The sequence below is a fragment of the Cellulomonas biazotea genome (genome assembly GCF_004306155.1).
GTDB lineage: Bacteria > Actinomycetota > Actinomycetes > Actinomycetales > Cellulomonadaceae > Cellulomonas > Cellulomonas biazotea.
The window spans coordinates 1-17817 of sequence record NZ_BIMR01000144.1 but is presented as its reverse complement, the minus strand read 5'-3'; the positions used below and the strand labels follow the sequence as shown (position 1 = coordinate 17817).

Genomic DNA, 17817 nt, shown 5'->3' with positions numbered 1-17817 from the left:
GCGCGCAGGCGGGCGCGCGGGGCGGTCGGCAGGGCGGCGGGCGCGTCGGCGGACGGGGACGCGGACGGGACGGCACGGTGGGGCATCGACACTCCGGGGCTGGGTGCGCACGGGCCACGACCCCTGCGCGGGCGGGGGTGCGCGGCGGCGCGCACGACGGGGCGGGTGCACGTCGCACCCCGGAGGGCCGCCGAGTGCCGGGCGGCGCGACCCGGCCAACGACAGGTCGGGTTCCGGAGCACAGCCTAGGCCGCGACGGGCCGCCCGCCGCAAGTGCGGACGGTCGACGGCTGCCGCGGGCCGCGCGCCGAGCGGCCGACGGGTGCGCTGGTCAGGGGCGTGCGGCGAGCGCGAGCGCCTGTGCGACCTCGGCGACGTCGGCGGCCAGCAGGCCGACCGTGACGCGCAGGTGCCCACCCGTGGCATCGTCGCGGTTGGCCGCGAACGGGGTGCCCGGTGCGGCGCGGATGCCCGCGGCCTCGAGGCGCAGCAGTGCGGTCCGCTCGTCGTGCACGGGCAGCCACAGGTTGATGCCGTCGCCGCCGTCGACGTGCACGTCGAACAGCGCGAGCGCGGTGGCGAGCGCCCGGCGGCGGGCGAAGTACACGCGGCGGGCGTGCGCGACGGCCTCGACGGCGGCGGGGTCGGTGAGCAGGTCGACGAGGACGTGCTGCAGCAGTCGGCTCGTCCAGCCGGGGCCGAGCATGCGGCGCGCGACGAGCGCGTCGAGCACGCGCGCCGGACCGCCGACGGCCGCGAGCCGCAGGTCCGGGCCGTGGGACTTGGAGTACGAGCGGACGTGCACGGTCGCGTCGGGCAGCCACGTGCCGAGGGACACGTCGCGCGCCGAGGAGATCTGGCCGCAGTGGTCGTCCTCGACGACGGTCACGGGGGAGCCGTGCCGGCGGACGACGGCCGCGAGCTCGCGTGCCCGCGTCGGGGTGAGCCCGACCCCGGTGGGGTTCTGCGCGCGCGGCTGCAGGACGACGACGGTCGCACCCGCGGCCAGTGCGGAGTCGAGCGCGTCGGGCCGCATGCCGTTGCGGTCGAGCGCGCACGGGACGCGCTGCAGGCCGAGCTGGTCGAGCAGGTCGAACAGCGGCGGGAAGCCGGGGTCCTCGACGGCGACACGGTCGCCGAACGACGCGACCTGCTCCAGCGTGCGGCTGATGGCGTCGACCGCGCCGTCGACGACGGTGAGACGTTGCGGCACGAACGGCCACGACTCGCGCAGCAGCGACTCGAGCTCGGGGACGACCGGCGTCGACAGGTACGTGCCGGCCTCGGCCGCGGGCGTGCGGGCCGCGACGCGGGCGAGCGCGGGGCCGAGCGCCGGCAGCAGGTCCGGGTCGGGGGTGCCGGTCGACAGGTCGAGCCGGGCGGGTGCGCCTTCGGCGAGGTCGCGGTAGCGCGGCGGGAGCCACGCGGCGGGTGGGGGCAGGACGTACGTGCCGGCGCGCCCGCGCGACGCGACGAGCCCGACGGTCGCGAGCGCCTGGAACGCGCCGCTCACGGTCGCGGGGCTCACGCCCAGGTCGACGGCGAGCGCGCGGACGGTCGGCAGGCGGTCGCCCGGGAGCAGGTCGCCGCCGTGCACGAGGCGGGCGACGGCGGCGGCGATGCCGCGCGGCGACCGGTCGTCGACGTGGGAGGCGAGGTCCATGGCGGTCAGCATGCCGGTGCCGCGCGGGTGCTCCGGCCCGGTCCGGACGGACGAACCGGACGGTGGCGGAGGTGTTTACACGAGGGGCCCCGTTGTTCGCGCGGCGGAAACGAGGGGTAACCCCGCAGAAATGTTCAACGCCGAGAGTCACATTCAGGCGACGGGGCCCGACCCGGGAGGCGGGAGCCGTCGCACGACGCACCACCTCCGCCCGGGCCGGGCGCCGTCCACGGCCGACCGAGGACCCGGAGGACACCCCATGACCGTCGTGCGCGTCGCATTCACCCAGGCCACCTGGACCGGGGACAAGGAGTCGATGATCGCGCTCCACGAGGCCTGGACGCGCGAGGCCGCGTCGGCCGGAGCCCAGGTCATCTGCTTCCAGGAGCTGTTCTACGGGCCGTACTTCGGCATCACGCAGGACACCGCCTACTACGACTACGCCGAGTCGGTGCCCGGCCCGACGACCGAGCGGTTCGCGGCGCTCGCCGCCGAGCTCGGCATGGTCATCGTGCTGCCGGTGTACGAGGAGGCGCAGCCCGGCGTCCTCTACAACACGGCCGCCGTGATCGACGCCGACGGCACCTACCTCGGCAAGTACCGCAAGCACCACATCCCGCACCTGCCGAAGTTCTGGGAGAAGTTCTACTTCCGGCCCGGCAACCTCGGCTACCCGGTGTTCGAGACCGCGGTCGGGAAGATCGGCGTCAACATCTGCTACGACCGGCACTTCCCCGAGGGCTGGCGGGTGCTCGCGCTGAACGGCGCCGAGATCGTGTTCAACCCGAACGCCACCGCGCCCGGCATCTCCAACAAGCTCTGGGAGATCGAGCAGCCCGCCGCCGCCGTCGCCAACGGCTACTTCGTCGTCGCGAACAACCGGGTCGGCCGCGAGGACAACGAGTACGGCGACGAGGCCGTCGCGTTCTACGGCTCGTCCTACGCGGTGGGCCCCGACGGGAACTACGTCGGCGAGGTCGGGTCGACCACCGAGAACCAGCTGCTGGTCCGGGACCTCGACCTCGACCAGATCCGCCAGGTCCGCGAGCGCTGGCAGTTCTTCCGCGACCGCCGGCCGGACGCCTACGGCCCCATCGTCGCGCCCTGACCGGCGGCGAGCCCCGGCCGACCACCCCCAGCGGAAGGACGTCCCCGTGAAGACCCTCATCACCGGCGGCACCGTCGTCAGCGCGACGGGCCGCACCCCCGCCGACGTGCTCGTCGACGGCGAGACCATCGCCGCGGTGCTCGCGCCCGGCTCCACGCTGCTCGGCTTCGACCTGGCCGGGCACGTCGACCGGGTCGTCGACGCCACCGGGAAGTACGTGATCCCCGGCGGAATCGACGCCCACACGCACATGGAGCTGCCGTTCGGCGGCACCGCGGCGTCCGACACGTTCGAGACGGGCACGCGCGCCGCGGCGTGGGGCGGCACGACGACGATCATCGACTTCGCGGTGCAGCGCACGGGGGAGCGCGTCATGGACGGGCTGGCCGCGTGGCACGAAAAGGCGGCCGGGCAGTGCGCGGTCGACTACGCGTTCCACCAGATCGTCGGCGGGGTCGACGAGGACGCGCTGCAGGCCATGGAGGGTCTCGTCGCCGAGGGCGTCACCAGCTACAAGCTGTTCATGGCGTACCCCGGCGTGTTCTACGCGGACGACGCGCAGATCCTGCGGGCCATGCAGAAGGCCGCCGACCTCGGGCTGCTCACGATGATGCACGCCGAGAACGGGCCCGCGATCGACGTCCTCGCCGCGCAGCTCGTCGCGCAGGGCAAGACCGACCCGTACTTCCACGGGATCGCCCGCGCCTGGCAGCTCGAGGAGGAGGCCACGCACCGCGCGATCATGCTGGCCGACGTCACGAACGCACCCCTGTACGTCGTGCACGTCTCCGCCAAGCAGGCCGTCCAGCAGCTCGCGTGGGCCCGCGACAACGGCAAGAACGTGTTCGGCGAGACCTGCCCGCAGTACCTCTACCTGTCGCTCGAGGAGCAGCTCGGGGCACCCGGGTTCGAGGGCGCGAAGTGGGTGTGCTCGACGCCCCTGCGGTCGCGGGCCGAGGGGCACCAGGACCACATGTGGCAGGCGCTGCGCACCAACGACCTGCAGATGGTCTCGACCGACCACTGCCCGTTCTGCATGAAGGGCCAGAAGGAGCTCGGCGTCGGCGACTTCCGGGCCATCCCCAACGGCATCGGGTCCGTCGAGCACCGTCTCGACCTCATGTACCAGGGCGTCGTGACCGGGCAGATCACGCTCGAGCGCTGGGTCGAGCTCACCTCGACGACCCCCGCGCGGATGTTCGGGCTGTACGGCCGCAAGGGCGTCATCGCGCCCGGGGCCGACGCCGACGTCGTGGTCTACGACCCCGCCGGCCACACGTCGATCGGCGTCGGGGAGGGCCGGACGCACCACATGAACATGGACCACTCCGCGTGGGAGGGGTTCGAGGTCGACGGGCACGTGGACGTCGTGCTGTCCCGCGGCGAGGTCCTCGTCGACGACGCCGGCTACCACGGCCGCCCCGGGCACGGGCAGTTCGTCAAGCGGGGCCTGTCGCAGTACCTCGTCTGACCGCCCGCCCCGCCGCCCCCCACGAGAGGAGCCACGCCGTGGACTTCGGTGTCGTCCTGCAGACCAACCCGCCCGCCTCGCGGACCGTCGACCTGGCCCGCCAGGCCGAGACGCACGGCTTCGACTACGTGTGGACGTTCGACTCGCACCTGCTGTGGCAGGAGCCGTTCGTCATCTACTCGGCGATCCTCGCCGCGACGCGCAAGGTCGTCGTCGGCCCCATGGTGACGAACCCCGCGACGCGCGACTGGACCGTCACGGCGTCCCTGTTCGCGACGCTCAACGAGATGTACGGCAACCGGACCGTGTGCGGCATCGGCCGCGGCGACTCCGCGGTCCGCACGCTCAACGGGCGGCCGTCGAACCTGGCGACGCTGCGCGAGTCGATCCACGTGATCCGCGAGCTCGCGAACGACCGTGCGGTCGAGCACAACGGCCGCACCGTGCGGTTCCCGTGGGCCAAGGGGTCCGCGCTCGACGTGTGGGTCGCCGCGTACGGGCCGCTCGCGCTCAAGCTCACCGGCGAGGTCGGCGACGGGTTCATCCTGCAGCTCGCCGACCCCGACATCGCCGCGTGGACCATCAAGGTCGTGCGCGACGCCGCCGAGGCCGCCGGGCGCGACCCCGACGCCATCCAGTTCTGCGTCGCCGCCCCCGCGTACGTCGGCGACGGCGACTCCCCGGCGGCCCGCGCGCACATGCGCGAGCAGTGCCGGTGGTTCGGCGGCATGGTCGGCAACCACGTCGCCGACATCGTCGCCCGGTACGGCGGCGACAGCAGCGTGCCGAAGGCCCTCACCGACTACATCAAGGGCCGCGAGGGCTACGACTACAACGAGCACGGCCGCGCCGGGAACTCGCACACGACGTTCGTGCCCGACGAGATCGTCGAGCGGTTCTGCCTGCTGGGCAGCCCGCGCGAGCACGTGCAGAAGCTCGAGGCGCTGCGCGACCTTGGCGTCACCCAGTTCGCCGCCTACCTCCAGCACGACAACAAGGAGGAGACGATGCGGCTGTACGGCGAGCGGGTCATCCCGGCGCTCGCCGAGCACGTGGTGGCGACCGCGTGAGCAGCGCCCCGGCCCCTGCGGGTGCGGTGCGGTCGTCCGCACGACGCGCCGCCCGGTCCGCGGGCTGGGCCGCCGCCGCCGTGGTCCTGCTCGTCGTCCTCTGGGAGGTCGTCAAGGCCGTCGTCCCCGACACCGGCTGGCACGTCGGCGAGGCGAGCGTGCTGCCCCGCACCGACGACGTCGCGATGCCCCACGTGTGGGACGTCGTCACCCGGCTCGGCCAGCCCGAGACGTCCGCGGCGGGCGCGCCCACCGTCCTCGGCGCGATGCTCCAGGCCGGCTGGTTCACGCTGCGTGTCGCCGCCGCCGGATGGGTGCTCGGCGTCGTCGGCGGGGGACTGGCCGCCGTGCTCATGGCGCGCTGGCGGGTCGCCGAGTCCGCGCTGCTGCCCTGGGTCGTGCTCAGCCAGACCGTCCCGCTCGTCGCCCTCGCGCCGCTCGTCGTCGGGTGGGGCGGGCGCATCGAGATCGGCGCGTTCGCGTGGCAGAAGTGGATGTCGGTCGCGCTCATCGCGTCCTACCTCGCGTTCTTCCCCGTCGCGGTCGGGATGCTCAAGGGCCTGCAGTCGCCGACGACCGCGCAGGTCGAGCTGTTCCGCGCCCAGGCCGCGTCCTGGGGCCGGACGCTGGTGTCGCTGCGGCTGCCCGCGTCCGTGCCCTACCTGCTGCCCGCCCTGCGGCTCGCCGCGGCCACGGCCGTCGTCGGCGCGATCGTCGCCGAGGTGTCCACCGGCACCCGCGGCGGTGTCGGGCGGCTCGTCATCGCCTACGCCCAGGCCGCGAGCGGCGACCCCGCCAAGCCGTGGGCCGCGATCCTCGCCGCCGCCGTCCTCGGCCTCGTCGCCGCCGGACTCGTCACCCTGCTCGGGCTCGGCCTGGGCCGCTACCGCCACGCGGAGGTCTCATGAGCGACGCACGCACCGCCCTCGACGAGCAGGACGCGCCCGCACCGGTCGCTGTCCCCGCGAGCACCGTGACCGCCGTGCCCGACGGGCCTGCGGGTCCCGCGACCGCGGTCGACGTCCGCGGGGTCTCCAAGGTCTTCACGACCAAGGCCGGCACCGTCACCGCGCTCGACGACGTCCACCTGCGCATCGCCGCGGGTGAGTTCGTCTCCCTCATCGGGCCGTCGGGCTGCGGCAAGTCGACGCTGCTGCGGCTCGTCGCCGACCTCGACGAGCCGTCGTCGGGCGAGATCGAGGTCTTCGGCCGCTCGCCGCGGGTCGCCCGCGAGGCGCAGGACTACGGCATCGCGTTCCAGCAGGCCGGGCTCCTGCCGTGGCGGACCGTCGCCGCGAACGTCGAGCTGCCCCTCGAGCTGCACGGCGTCGGGCGGCGCGAGCGGGCCGCCCGGGCCGCGGACCTGCTCGCCCTGGTCGGGCTCACCGATTTCGCGCGGCACTTCCCGCACCAGCTGTCGGGCGGCATGCAGCAGCGCGTCGCCATCGCCCGGTCGCTCGCCGAGCGCCCGAGCCTGCTGCTCATGGACGAGCCGTTCGGCGCGCTCGACGAGATGACGCGCGAGCGCATGCAGACCGAGCTCGTGCGCCTGTGCGCCGAGACGGGAGCGGCCGTCGTGTTCGTCACGCACTCCATCCCCGAGGCCGTGTTCCTGTCGCAACGGGTCGTCGTCATGTCGCCGCGGCCCGGGCGCATCACGCAGGTCGTGCCCGTCGACCTGGCGCGGACTGCCGAGCGGACCGACGACCTGCGCGAGGACGCGGCGTTCTTCGCCGCCGTCACCGCCGTCCGCGAGGCGCTGCACGGCGGCACGCCCGCCACGGCGCGCGGGGTGGACGTCCGGTGAGCGCCACGTCCGGCACTGCCGGCGCTGCGGGCACGGCCGTCACCGCGGGGACCGCGCCGCGGCGTCGTGCGAGCCTCGCCCGGCTCGGGCGCCTGCTCGCGCCCGTCCTGCTCGGCGTCGCGGTCCTGGTCGCGTGGCAGGCCCTCGTCGTCGGCGCGGACCTGCCGCCGTACCTGCTGCCCAGCCCGACGGCGATCGCCGAGCAGCTTCGCGAGGTCGTGCCCCTCGTCTGGTCGGCCGCGCTCGCGACGGGCGCGAACGTGCTCGTCGGGCTGCTCGTCGGGGCCGCGACCGCGGTGCTCGCGGCCGTCGTCGCGGCCCGCAGCCGGATGGTCGACGGCCTGCTGTCACCGACGGCCGCCGCGGTGTCGGTCATGCCCATCGTCGCGCTCGCGCCCGCGCTCAACACGCTGTTCGGCACGACGTCGACCACGCCCCGGCGGCTCGTCGTCGCGGTCGTCGTGTTCGCGCCCGTGTTCGTCACCACGCTGCGCGGGCTGCGCCAGGTCCAGCCCGTGCACCGCGACCTCATGCGCGCCTACGCCGCCACGGGCGCCCAGACGACCCGGACCGTGACGATCCCCGGCGCGCTGCCCTACCTGTTCACCGGGCTGCGGATCGCGTCGTCGACGGGCGTCATCGCGGCCGTCGTCGCCGAGTACTTCGGCGGTCTGCAGAACGGGCTCGGCTCGCGGATCACGTCCGCCGCCGCCAACAGCGCCTACGCGCGGGCGTGGGCGTTCGTGCTCGGCGCGATCGTCCTCGGCCTCGTCTTCTACCTCGCGACGGCCGCTGTCGAGCGCGTCGTCGCGCGCCGCCACGGGACGGTCCCCGACGTGACGTGACCCGGCCCCCCACCCGTCCCGCCTGCCGACGACGCCAGGTGCGGCCGACCGCGACCCGCCCCCGCGATCGCGACCGCAGGGTCCGCGCCCCTCGCGCGGCACCCGGCGCAGTACCCCCGGCAGTGCTGACCCCAGGAGGAACCGAGATGAGACTCACCAGGCGTTCCGCGTGGACCGCGACCGTCGTCGGCGTCGCCACCGCGCTCGCGCTGTCCGCGTGCAGCAGCGGCAGCGGTGGGCAGGAGGGCGACGAGCCCGAGGCCAGCGCCTCGGCCGGCGCCCTCACGCCCGTCAAGCTCCAGCTCCAGTGGTTCACGCAGGCCCAGTTCGCCGGCTACTTCGCGGCCGTCGACCAGGGCTACTACGAGGACGAGGGGCTCGACGTCGAGATCGTCGAGGGCGGCGTCGACATCGTGCCGCAGTCCGTCCTCGCCGACGGGTCCGTCGACTACGCGATCGCGTGGGTGCCCAAGGCGCTGGCGTCGCGCGAGCAGGGCGCCGGGATCACCGACGTCGCGCAGATCTTCCAGCGCTCGGGCACGCTCCAGGTGTCGTTCAAGGACAAGGGCATCACGTCCGCCGCGGACCTCGCCGGCAAGAAGGTCGGCAACTGGGGCTTCGGGAACGAGTTCGAGCTGTTCGCCGGCATGTCGAAGGCGGGCCTCGACCCCGCGACCGACGTCACGCTCGTGCAGCAGCAGTTCGACATGAACGCCCTGCTGTCGGGCGAGATCGACGCCGCCCAGGCGATGACGTACAACGAGTACGCGCAGGTCCTGGAGGCCGAGAACCCCGAGACCGGCGAGCTGTACACGCCGCAGGACTTCAACGTCGTCGACTGGAACGACGAGGGCACCGCGATGCTCCAGGACGCGATCTGGGCGAACACCGAGCGCCTCGCGGACGACGAGGAGTACGCCGAGACGACCGTGAAGTTCCTCAAGGCCAGCCTCAAGGGCTGGATCTACGTGCGGGACAACCCGGAGGCGGCGCGTGACGTCGTCGTGGCGGCGGGCTCGCAGCTCGGCGCGAGCCACCAGCTGTGGCAGGTCAACGAGGTCAACCGGCTGATCTGGCCGTCGGCCGGCGGGATCGGCATCATCGACGAGCGCCTGTGGTCGCAGACCGTCGACGTGGCCCTCAACACCCGCAACGACCAGGGCGCGACCGTCATCACGGCCGAGCCGAGCGACGACGCGTACACCAACGAGTACGTCGAGGAGGCGCTCGCGCAGCTCCGCGAGGAGGGCGTCGACGTCGACGGCGCCGACTTCGCCCCGCTGGAGGTCACGCTGGAGCCGGGCGGCGCCTGACCGGGACCGGTGCGGGCGGCGGCCAGAGGGGGCGCGCCGCCCGCGCCGTCCACGGGGTCCCTGGCACTGCGACCGGAGCCCCGACCAGCGACGACGAACGGCCCGAACGAGGGGGAGACGTGACCGACCCGACCAGCACCACCACCCACCCGGACGACGACGCCGCACGCCGGCTCGACCGTGCGCACGTGTTCCACTCCTGGTCCGCGCAGGGCGGGCTCGACCCGCTCGTCCTCGCGGGCGGCAGCGGCGTGCACGTGTGGGACCACGCCGGGCGCCGGTACCTCGACTTCTCCAGCCAGCTCGTCAACACGAACGTCGGGCACCAGCACCCGCGCGTCGTCGCGGCCATCCAGGAGCAGGCCGGGCGGCTCGCGACGGTCGCGCCGTCCACCGCGGCCCTGGTCCGCGGCGAGGCCGCCGAGCGGGTCCTCGCGCACGCCCCGGCGGGCTTCAGCAAGGTGTTCTTCACCAACGGCGGCGCCGACGCCAACGAGAACGCGATCCGGATGGCGCGCCTGCACACCGGCCGCGACAAGGTCGTCTCGCACTACCGCTCGTACCACGGCAACACCGGCGCGGCCGTCGTCGCGACGGGCGACTGGCGGCGCGTGCCCAACGAGTACGCGCGCGGCCACGTGCACGTCTTCGGCCCCTACGCGTACCGCTCCGAGTTCTGGTCGACGAGCCCCGAGCAGGAGGCCGAGCGCGCCCTGCACCACCTCGAGCGGGTCGTGCAGTCCGAGGGGCCCGCGTCGGTCGCGGCCATCCTGCTCGAGACGATCCCGGGCACCGCGGGCGTCCTCGTCCCACCGCCCGGGTACCTGCGCGGCGTCCGGGAGATCGCCGACCGGTACGGGATCCTGCTCATCCTCGACGAGGTCATGGCGGGCTTCGGGCGCACCGGACACTGGCTCGCGCTCGACGCGCACGACGTCGTCCCGGACCTCGTGACCTTCGCGAAGGGCGTGAACTCCGGGTACGTGCCCGCGGGCGGCGTGATGATGAGCGAGACCGTCGCCCGCACGTTCGACGTCCGCGTGTTCCCGGGCGGCCTCACCTACTCCGGGCACCCGCTGGCGATGGCCGCGATCGTCGCGACCCTCGACGCGATGGCCGACGAGGGCGTCGTCGAGAACGCCGCCGCGGTCGGTCGCGACGTCCTCGGACCCGGGCTCGCCGCGCTCGCCGCCCGGAACCCGCTCGTCGGCGACGTGCGCGGCCTCGGCGTCTTCTGGGCCGTCGAGCTCGTCCGCGACCGGGCGACGCGCGAGCCCGTCGACGCCGCCACCATGGGCCGCATCAAGGCAGGTGCGCTCGCGCGCGGGCTGCTGCCCTTCACCGCCGACAACCGGGTGCACGTCGTGCCGCCCTGCGTCGTCACGCCCGCCGAGGCCGCGACCGGTCTCGAGATCCTCGGCGACGTGCTCGACGCCGTCGCCGCCGACGTGCTGTGATGCGCGACGGCCACCCGCACCACCAGGGAGAACCCATGAGCACCACGCCCGCCCGTCCTCGCCGCGCCGTCGTCACCGGCGCCTCGTCGGGCATCGGCGCCGCCACCGTCCGCCGCCTGCGCGCCGAGGGCTGGGACGTCGTCGCGACCGCGCGCCGAGCCGACCGCCTCGACGCGCTCGCCGCCGAGACGGGGGCCGAGACGTTCGTCGCCGACGTCACCTCCGACGACGACGTGGCCCGGCTCGCCGCGCACGTCGCCGCGACCGGCGGCGTCGACGCGCTCGTCAACAACGCCGGTGGGGCCCTCGGCCTCGACCCCGTCGAGACCGCCGACCTCGAGCAGTGGCGCGGGATGTACGACCTCAACGTGCTCGGCACGCTGCGCGTCACCAAGGCGTTCCTGCCGCTGCTGCGCGAGCGCGGCGAGGGTGACGTCGTGGTCGTCACCTCGACCGCCGCGCACGGCGCCTACGAGGGCGGGGCCGGGTACACGGGCGCCAAGCACGCCGAGCGGATGCTCGCCACGACGCTGCGCTGGGAGATCGTCGGCGAGCCGATCCGAGTCGTCGAGATCGCGCCCGGAGCCGTCGCGACCGAGGAGTTCTCGCTGGTCCGGTTCGACGGCGACGCCGAGCGGGCCGCCGCGGTCTACGAGGGGTACCTGCCGCTCGTCGCGGACGACATCGCCGACGCCATCACGTGGGCGCTGACCCGCCCGCCGCACGTCAACGTCGACCTCCTGGTCGTCCGGCCGCGCGCCCAGGCGCACAACACGAAGACGGCCCGCACGGGCGTCTGACGCAGGGCGGGGCCAGAGCCCGCGCGCCGTCGCGCCGGGTCGCCGAGCGAAGCCGAGTTCGCCGCTCGCGGTCGAGGTCGCCGGTCACAGCCAGCGAACTCGACGGCGACCAGCGACCTCGCCGCCGGCTGCCGGATGCCGCCGCCGTCGGCCGTGACTCCCTCCCCGGGGGTCGCGGGTGTCTCGGCATGCAGGACCGCTCCGCTGCCCCGGGCGACCGTCGGGGCGCGTTCGTAGGGTGGACGGGTGCCCCCCGCTCCACCGGTCGCGCCCACCACCGTCGCCCGACCGGCCTCCACCGTCCGCGTCCTGTCCCGCCTGCTCACCTGGGCGCGCCCCGCCGTCCCGCGCGTCGTGCTCGGCGGCTGCACCGCGCTCGGCGCGAGCCTGCTGGCGCTCGCGATGCCGCAGGTCCTGCGCGTCCTCATCAACGGGCCGCTGCTCACCGACGGCTCGCGGCGCGGGGTCGTCCTCGGCGCTCTCGTCGTCCTGGTGGTGGGCGTCGTCGAGGCCGTCCTCGTGTGGTGCCGGCGGGCGCTCATCCTCACGCCCGGCACGGGCGTCGAGCGGGAGATGCGCACGTCCCTGTTCCGCCACCTGCTCGACCTGCCTGTCGCGTTCCACGACCGCTGGTCCGGCGGGCAGCTGCTGTCGCGCGCCATGTCCGACCTCGGCACGATCCGCCGCTGGATGGTGTTCGGCCTCGTCATGCTCGTCGTCAGCGCCACGACGGTCGTCGTCGGCACGGGCCTCATGCTCGCGACCGCCTGGCAGCTCGGGCTGGTGTACCTGGTCGGCGCGGTGCCGATGGTGTGGCTGAGCTTCCGGTTCCGCACCGGCTACAAGGACGTCGCGCGCCGCGCCCGTGACCAGGCCGGGGACCTCGCGACGACCGTCGAGGAGTCCGTGCACGGCATTCGGGTGCTCAAGGCGTTCGGCCGCGGCGACGACGCGCTCGACGACTTCGTCCGGCAGGCCGACGAGCTGCGCGAGACGGAGATCGACAAGGCCCGGACGCTGTCCCGCGTGTCGTTCGCGCTCGGCGCGCTGCCGGAGGCGGTGCTCGCGGTCGCGCTCGCGGTCGGCGTGACGCTCGCGGCGCGCGGCGAGCTGTCCGTCGGCGCGCTCGTCGCCTTCTTCGCGACCGCGGCGGTCGTCAACGGTCCGGTCGAGCGGCTCGGGATGCTGCTGGCGATGACGCTCGACGCGCGCGCCGCGACCGACCGGTACCTGCAGGTCATGGACACGGTCTCGACGGTGAGCGACCCGCCTGTGCCGCGGCCGCTGCCGCCGCCCGGACCGCGCGGCGCGCGGCTGGAGCTCGACGGCGTGCGGTTCGGCCACCCCGGCCGGGGCGCTGCCGCGGTCGGGGCCACGGACGGTCCCGACGTCCTCGCGGGCGTCGACCTCGTCGTCGAGCCGGGCGAGACCGTCGCGCTCGTCGGCCTCACGGGCAGCGGCAAGACGACCCTGCTGCAGCTCGTCCCGCGCCTCTACGACGTCACCGCCGGTGCGGTCCGGGTCGACGGCGTGGACGTGCGGGACCTCACGCGCGCCGACCTGCGCCGCGCCGTGGCGATCGCGTTCGAGGACCCGATCCTGTTCTCGGCGAGCGTCCGCGAGAACGTGCTGCTCGGCGTCGACGGGGACACCGACGGCGACGCGGCCGACGACCTGCTGGCGCAGGCGCTGGACGTCGCGCAGGCGGGGTTCGTGCACGACCTGCCGCAGGGCGTCGACACCGTCATCGGGGAGGAGGGGCTGAGCTTGTCCGGCGGGCAGCGGCAGCGTGTCGCGCTGGCCAGGGCGATCGCCGTGCGGCCCCGCGTGCTGCTGCTCGACGACCCGCTGTCCGCGCTCGACGTGACGACCGAGGCGGCGGTGACCGCGCGCCTGCGTCGCGTCCTGACGGGCACGACGACCCTCGTCGTCGCGCACCGCCCGTCGACCGTCGCGCTCGCGGACCGGGTCGCGGTGCTCGAGGACGGCCGCATCACCGGGGTCGGCACGCACTCGGACCTGCTCGCGCACCACCCGCACTACCGGTTCGTCCTCACCGCGATGCAGGTCGAGGACCACCGGCTCGACGACGCCCTGCACGGGACGAAGGTGCCCCGGTGAGCGCGGGTCCGCACGGCGCGCCGGCGGTCGGGGCCTCGCGCGACCCCGACGTGCCGCCGGGCACCGGCGTGTCCTCGCGGGACGTCCGGCGCCGGTCGTTCGCGCTGCTGCGCTCGCTGCTGCGGCCCGTCGCGCGGCCCGCGTGGGCGACCGTCGCGCTCGTCGTCGGCTCGCAGGTCGCGGCCGTGTCCGGCCCGGCGCTCGTCGCGTACGGCATCGACCACGCCCTGCCCGCGCTCGCCGACGGCGACCCGGGGCCGCTCGCGGTGGTCGCGGGGACCTACCTCGTCGTCGCGGTGCTGGGCGGCGCGCTCGTCGCCGCGACCGTCCGGGCGTCCGCCCGCGTGGCCCAGGCGATCCTGCTCGACCTGCGCCGGCGCGTGTTCCGGCACACGCAGCGCCTCAGCCTCGAGTTCCACGAGCGGTACACGTCGGGCCGGATCATCAGCCGGCAGACGTCCGACGTCGACGCGCTGCGCGAGCTGCTCGACGGTGGCGTCACGACGCTCGCGTCGGGCGTCCTCGCGATGGTGCTCACGGCCGCCTCGCTCGCGGTGCTCGACTGGCGCAGCGGGCTCGTCCTGCTCGTCGCGGTCGTCCCCGGCGTCGTCCTCACGCGCTGGTTCCAGCGGCGCTCGCAGGCGCAGTACCGCCTCAACCGGACGGCGGCCGCGCGCGTCATCGTGCGGTTCGTCGAGACGATGACCGGCATCCGCGCGGTGCAGGCGTTCCGCCGCGAGCCGCGCGTCCAGGCCGCGTACGACGCGCTCGCGGAGGAGTACCGGGAGACCAACGCGGGCTCGATCCGGATCAACGGCGTGCTCGACTCGGGCCTCGTGCTCATCGGCAACGTCACGGTCGCGGCGGTGCTGCTGGTCGGCGGCCTGCGCGCGCTCGACGGCGACCTCGCGGTCGGCGTGCTCGCGGCGGCGGTGCTGTACGCGCGCCGGTTCTTCAACCCGCTCGCGCAGATCGGCATGTTCTACAACTCGTTCCAGTCGGCGACCGCGGCGCTGGAGAAAGTCGCCGCACTGCTCGCCGAGGAGCCGACCGTCCCGGACCCGGTCCGTCCCGTGCGGCTGCCCGACGCGCGCGCCGACGTGCGGTTCGACGGGGTCGAGTTCGGGTACGGCGACGGTCCGACGGTCCTGCACCGGCTCGACCTGCACGTCCCCGCGGGGCAGTCCGTCGCGCTCGTGGGTGCGACCGGGGCGGGCAAGTCGACCGTCGCGAAGCTGCTCGCACGCTTCTACGACGTGCGGGCGGGGCGGGTGACGATCGACGGGGTCGACGTGCGCGACGTCGACCCGGTCGACCTGCGCCGCGCGGTCGTCATGGTCACGCAGGAGGCGTACCTGTTCTCCGGTTCGGTCGCCGCGAACATCGCGCTGGGCCGACCCGGTGCGACCCGCGGCGAGGTCGAGGCGGCCGCGCGCGCCGTGGGCGTGCACGACCTCGTCCTGTCGCTGCCCGACGGCTACGACACCGAGGTCGACAAGCGCGGCGTGCGCCTGTCGGCGGGCCAGCGCCAGCTCGTGTCGTTCGCGCGCGCGTTCCTCGCCGACCCCGCGCTGCTCATCCTCGACGAGGCGACGAGCTCGCTCGACGTCCCCGGCGAGGTCCAGGTGCAGGAGGGCCTGCGCACGCTGCTCGCGGACCGCACGGCCGTCGTCATCGCGCACCGCCTGTCGACCGTCATGGGCGCGGACCGCGTCCTCGTCGTCGACGCGGGGCGGGTCGTCGAGGACGGCTCCCCGGCCGACCTCGTGGCCGCGGGCGGCCGGTTCGCCGCGCTGCACGCCGACTGGCAGCGCTCGCTCGACCGGGCCTGACGCGTACGCGAGCGGACCTCACCCGGGACCTGTGGCAGCGCCGCCGCGGCGACCGCCACCTACCCTGACGGCATGGCGATCACCGAGACGGCCCCCGGCCAGGAGGTCCCCGCGGACCGCGAGATCCTCGACTGGGAGACGTTCGGCGTCGCCGCGCGCGAGATCGCGCAGGCCGTCGTCGACTCCGGCTTCACCCCCGACCTGGTCGTCGCGGTCGCCCGCGGCGGGCTGCCGCCGGGCGGCGCGGTCGCGTACGCGCTCGGCACCAAGTCCGTCGGCACGCTCAACGTCGAGTTCTACACCGGGGTCGACGAGCGGCTCGACGAGCCGCAGCTGCTCCCGCCCCTGCTCGACACCGCGGCGCTGCACGGCCTGCACGCGCTGGTCGTCGACGACGTCGCGGACACCGGCGAGACGCTCGCGCTCGTCCAGAAGCTCGTCGCGGCGCACTGCGCCGAGGCGCGCACGGCCGTCCTCTACGCCAAGCCGCGCTCGGTCGTCGACCCGGACTACGTCTGGAAGCGCACCGACCGGTGGATCACGTTCCCGTGGTCGGCGCAGCCGCCGGTCGAGCGGACGCCCGAGGCCTGACGCCGCCACTCGTCCCGCCGTCGCCCGGCCGCGGGCGTGCGACAACGGGAGGCAGGGCGCGACCTCAGCCGCCCCCGAGCCCTTCCTCCCGCGCCCGCACGATCGCCGCGGACCGGTCGGGAAGCGCGAGCTTCGTGAGCACGTTCGCCACGTGGTTGCGGACCGTCTTCGGGCTGAGCGACAGCCGCCGGGAGATCACCGCGTTGTCGTGCCCGGCGGCGACGAGGTCGAGGACCTCGCGCTCCCGGTCGGTGAGCTGCGGGAACGGCACGCGGGTCGCGGTGCGACCCCCCAGCACGTACGCCATGGCCCGCTGGGCGACCGCGGGGGACAGGATCATCTCGCCCGCGGCGACGGCACGGACCGCGCGCTCGACGGCGTCGGGCGGGGCGGACTTCACCAGGTAGCCCCGTGCGCCCGCCCGGACCGACGCGACGACCGCGTCGTCGTCCTCGTGCATCGTCACGACGAGCACCGCGGTCCCCGGGCGCTCGCGCACGACGTCGCGCGTCAGGTCGATGCCCGAGCCGTCGCCGAGGTCGAGGTCCATGAGGACGACGTCGACCTCGACCGGCCCGCTGAGCAGGTCGCGCGCCTGCGCCGCCGACGCGGCCTGGCCGGTGACGCGGATGCCGGGCAGCGAGTCGAGCAGGGCGGCCATGCCGATCCGGAACACCGGGTGGTCGTCGACGAGCACGACGTGGACGGTCATGCGGCGTCCTCGTCGAGACGCCCGCCGACGGGCCCGCCGTGCGGTGCGTCGAGCACGGGGACGAGCGGGAGGACCGCGCGCACGCGCGTGCCCGCCGGCTCGCGGCCGAGGATCCCGACGCGCCCGCCGAGCTCCGACGCCCGCTCGCGCATGGACCGGGTCCCCACACCGGGCGTCCGGTCCGCGGCGAGCCCGACGCCCTCGTCGTCGCACACCACGACGAGCACCGGGCCGTCCGGGCCGTCCTCGACGGCCGCCGAGACGGTGCAGCGGTCGGTGCCGCTGTGCCGGGACGCGTTGGTCACGGCCTCGCTGAGGATCCCGTACGCCGCGGCCGCGACCCGGGCGTCGAGACCGTCGAGCGTGCCGTCGTCCGCGACGTCGAGCGTCACGGCGAAGCCGCTCGCGGAGGTCCGCCGCACGAGGTCGTCGAGCGCCGCGTGCAGGCCCTGCTCGTCGAGCACGGGGGGCAGCAGGCTGCGGGACAGCAGCCGCACGTCCTCGACCCGCTGCGTGACCTCCGCCTGCAGGGCGTCGAGCACCGCGGCCGCGGCGGCGGGGTCGCGCTCCAGGGTGTTGCGCGCGCCCTGCAGCCCCAGCCGCAGGCCCGTGAGCCAGGGCCCGATGCCGTCGTGCAGCTCGCGCCGGATGAGGGTGCGCTCGGCGAGCCGGGCGCGGGTCGCGGCGTCGCGCGCGCGGACGAGGTCGGCGGTGCCCTGCGCGAGGGCGACCCCGGCGGCGACGACGGGCGCGAGGTGGTCGAGCGCGTCCGACGACCGTGCGTCGAGGCGCTCGCCGGGGCGTGCGGTGAGCGCGAGCGTGCCGACCGTCCGGCCGCCGTGCTCCAGGTCGCGCTCGACGGGCGCGGACGTCGGGACGCCCCACGTGGCGGTCGTCGCGGGCGCCGTCCCGCGGACCTCCACGGACTCCAGCCGCAGCGCCTCGCCGAGCGCGCCCGCGAGCCCGCGCAGCAGGTCGTCGGCGTCGGCCGCGGCCGACAGCTGCCGCCCGACGCGCAGCGCGGCCC

Annotated in this window: 15 protein-coding genes; 12 read left to right on the top strand and 3 right to left on the bottom strand. The window is 75.0% G+C overall.

Annotated features, from left to right (window positions below):
- Positions 1 to 331: 331 nt before the first annotated feature.
- Positions 332 to 1663 carry an aminotransferase class I/II-fold pyridoxal phosphate-dependent enzyme gene (locus CBZ_RS10555; protein WP_130781515.1) on the bottom strand — a complete coding sequence of 444 codons (1332 nt, stop codon included), beginning with the start codon at positions 1661 to 1663 and terminating at the stop codon, positions 332 to 334.
- Between the two features lie 259 nt (positions 1664 to 1922).
- Here CBZ_RS10555 and CBZ_RS10550 point away from each other — a divergent pair, with 259 nt between their 5' ends.
- From CBZ_RS10550 to CBZ_RS10495, 12 genes are all read left to right on the top strand, one after another.
- Positions 1923 to 2771: a nitrilase-related carbon-nitrogen hydrolase gene (locus CBZ_RS10550; RefSeq protein WP_130781514.1), complete on the top strand. Its 849-nt coding sequence runs from the start codon at positions 1923 to 1925 to the stop codon at positions 2769 to 2771.
- A gap of 46 nt (positions 2772 to 2817) precedes the next feature.
- The gene (gene hydA, locus CBZ_RS10545; RefSeq protein ID WP_130781513.1) at positions 2818 to 4242 is read left to right on the top strand and encodes a dihydropyrimidinase; all 1425 of its coding nucleotides are present in this window, start codon (positions 2818 to 2820) and stop codon (positions 4240 to 4242) included.
- A 38-nt stretch (positions 4243 to 4280) separates the two neighbouring features.
- A complete protein-coding gene (locus CBZ_RS10540) occupies positions 4281 to 5312 on the top strand; it encodes a TIGR03842 family LLM class F420-dependent oxidoreductase (RefSeq protein ID WP_130781512.1) in 1032 nt (343 codons plus the stop codon).
- On the top strand, positions 5309 to 6220 hold the full coding sequence (locus CBZ_RS10535) for an ABC transporter permease (protein ID WP_246013264.1): 912 nt from the start codon (positions 5309 to 5311) through the stop codon (positions 6218 to 6220). The genes CBZ_RS10540 and CBZ_RS10535 overlap by 4 nt, the downstream gene beginning before the upstream one ends.
- The gene (locus tag CBZ_RS10530; protein ID WP_246013263.1) at positions 6217 to 7119 is read left to right on the top strand and encodes an ABC transporter ATP-binding protein; all 903 of its coding nucleotides are present in this window, start codon (positions 6217 to 6219) and stop codon (positions 7117 to 7119) included. The genes CBZ_RS10535 and CBZ_RS10530 overlap by 4 nt, the downstream gene beginning before the upstream one ends.
- Positions 7116 to 7964 (top strand): ABC transporter permease, encoded by an 849-nt coding sequence (locus CBZ_RS10525; RefSeq protein WP_130781511.1) that lies wholly within the window; start codon positions 7116 to 7118, stop codon positions 7962 to 7964. Before CBZ_RS10530 ends, CBZ_RS10525 begins: the two co-directional genes overlap by 4 nt.
- A gap of 146 nt (positions 7965 to 8110) precedes the next feature.
- Positions 8111 to 9277, top strand: a complete 1167-nt coding sequence (locus CBZ_RS10520) for an ABC transporter substrate-binding protein (protein WP_130781510.1) — start codon at positions 8111 to 8113, stop codon at positions 9275 to 9277.
- 119 nt (positions 9278 to 9396) lie between these two features.
- Positions 9397 to 10734 carry an aspartate aminotransferase family protein gene (locus tag CBZ_RS10515; RefSeq protein WP_130781509.1) on the top strand — a complete coding sequence of 446 codons (1338 nt, stop codon included), beginning with the start codon at positions 9397 to 9399 and terminating at the stop codon, positions 10732 to 10734.
- Between the two features lie 35 nt (positions 10735 to 10769).
- Positions 10770 to 11534 carry an SDR family oxidoreductase gene (locus tag CBZ_RS10510; protein ID WP_130781508.1) on the top strand — a complete coding sequence of 255 codons (765 nt, stop codon included), beginning with the start codon at positions 10770 to 10772 and terminating at the stop codon, positions 11532 to 11534.
- Positions 11535 to 11780: 246 nt separating this feature from the next.
- Positions 11781 to 13655: an ABC transporter ATP-binding protein gene (locus CBZ_RS10505; protein ID WP_165446728.1), complete on the top strand. Its 1875-nt coding sequence runs from the start codon at positions 11781 to 11783 to the stop codon at positions 13653 to 13655.
- 50 nt (positions 13656 to 13705) lie between these two features.
- Positions 13706 to 15487 carry an ABC transporter ATP-binding protein gene (locus CBZ_RS10500; protein ID WP_130781516.1) on the top strand — a complete coding sequence of 594 codons (1782 nt, stop codon included), beginning with the start codon at positions 13706 to 13708 and terminating at the stop codon, positions 15485 to 15487.
- A 72-nt stretch (positions 15488 to 15559) separates the two neighbouring features.
- The gene (locus CBZ_RS10495; RefSeq protein ID WP_130781507.1) at positions 15560 to 16078 is read left to right on the top strand and encodes a phosphoribosyltransferase; all 519 of its coding nucleotides are present in this window, start codon (positions 15560 to 15562) and stop codon (positions 16076 to 16078) included.
- Between the two features lie 64 nt (positions 16079 to 16142).
- Here CBZ_RS10495 and CBZ_RS10490 read toward each other — a convergent pair whose 3' ends face one another.
- Positions 16143 to 16790 carry a response regulator gene (locus CBZ_RS10490; RefSeq protein ID WP_130781506.1) on the bottom strand — a complete coding sequence of 216 codons (648 nt, stop codon included), beginning with the start codon at positions 16788 to 16790 and terminating at the stop codon, positions 16143 to 16145.
- A partial coding sequence (locus tag CBZ_RS10485; RefSeq protein WP_246013261.1) for a sensor histidine kinase occupies positions 16787 to 17817 on the bottom strand: 1031 nt, incomplete at its 5' end. The genes CBZ_RS10485 and CBZ_RS10490, both read right to left, overlap by 4 nt.

What these genes read in the sequence shown, in the direction of transcription:
- CBZ_RS10530 (WP_246013263.1), top strand. Translation starts at nt 6,217, where the DNA reads ATGAGCGACGCACGCACCGCCCTCGACGAGCAGGACGCGCCCGCACCG.
- CBZ_RS10520 (WP_130781510.1), top strand. Translation starts at nt 8,111, where the DNA reads ATGAGACTCACCAGGCGTTCCGCGTGGACCGCGACCGTCGTCGGCGTC.
- CBZ_RS10510 (WP_130781508.1), top strand. Translation starts at nt 10,770, where the DNA reads ATGAGCACCACGCCCGCCCGTCCTCGCCGCGCCGTCGTCACCGGCGCC.
- CBZ_RS10495 (WP_130781507.1), top strand. Translation starts at nt 15,560, where the DNA reads ATGGCGATCACCGAGACGGCCCCCGGCCAGGAGGTCCCCGCGGACCGC.
- CBZ_RS10490 (WP_130781506.1), bottom strand. Translation starts at nt 16,790, where the DNA reads ATGACCGTCCACGTCGTGCTCGTCGACGACCACCCGGTGTTCCGGATC.
- CBZ_RS10555 (WP_130781515.1), bottom strand. Translation starts at nt 1,663, where the DNA reads ATGGACCTCGCCTCCCACGTCGACGACCGGTCGCCGCGCGGCATCGCC.
- CBZ_RS10550 (WP_130781514.1), top strand. Translation starts at nt 1,923, where the DNA reads ATGACCGTCGTGCGCGTCGCATTCACCCAGGCCACCTGGACCGGGGAC.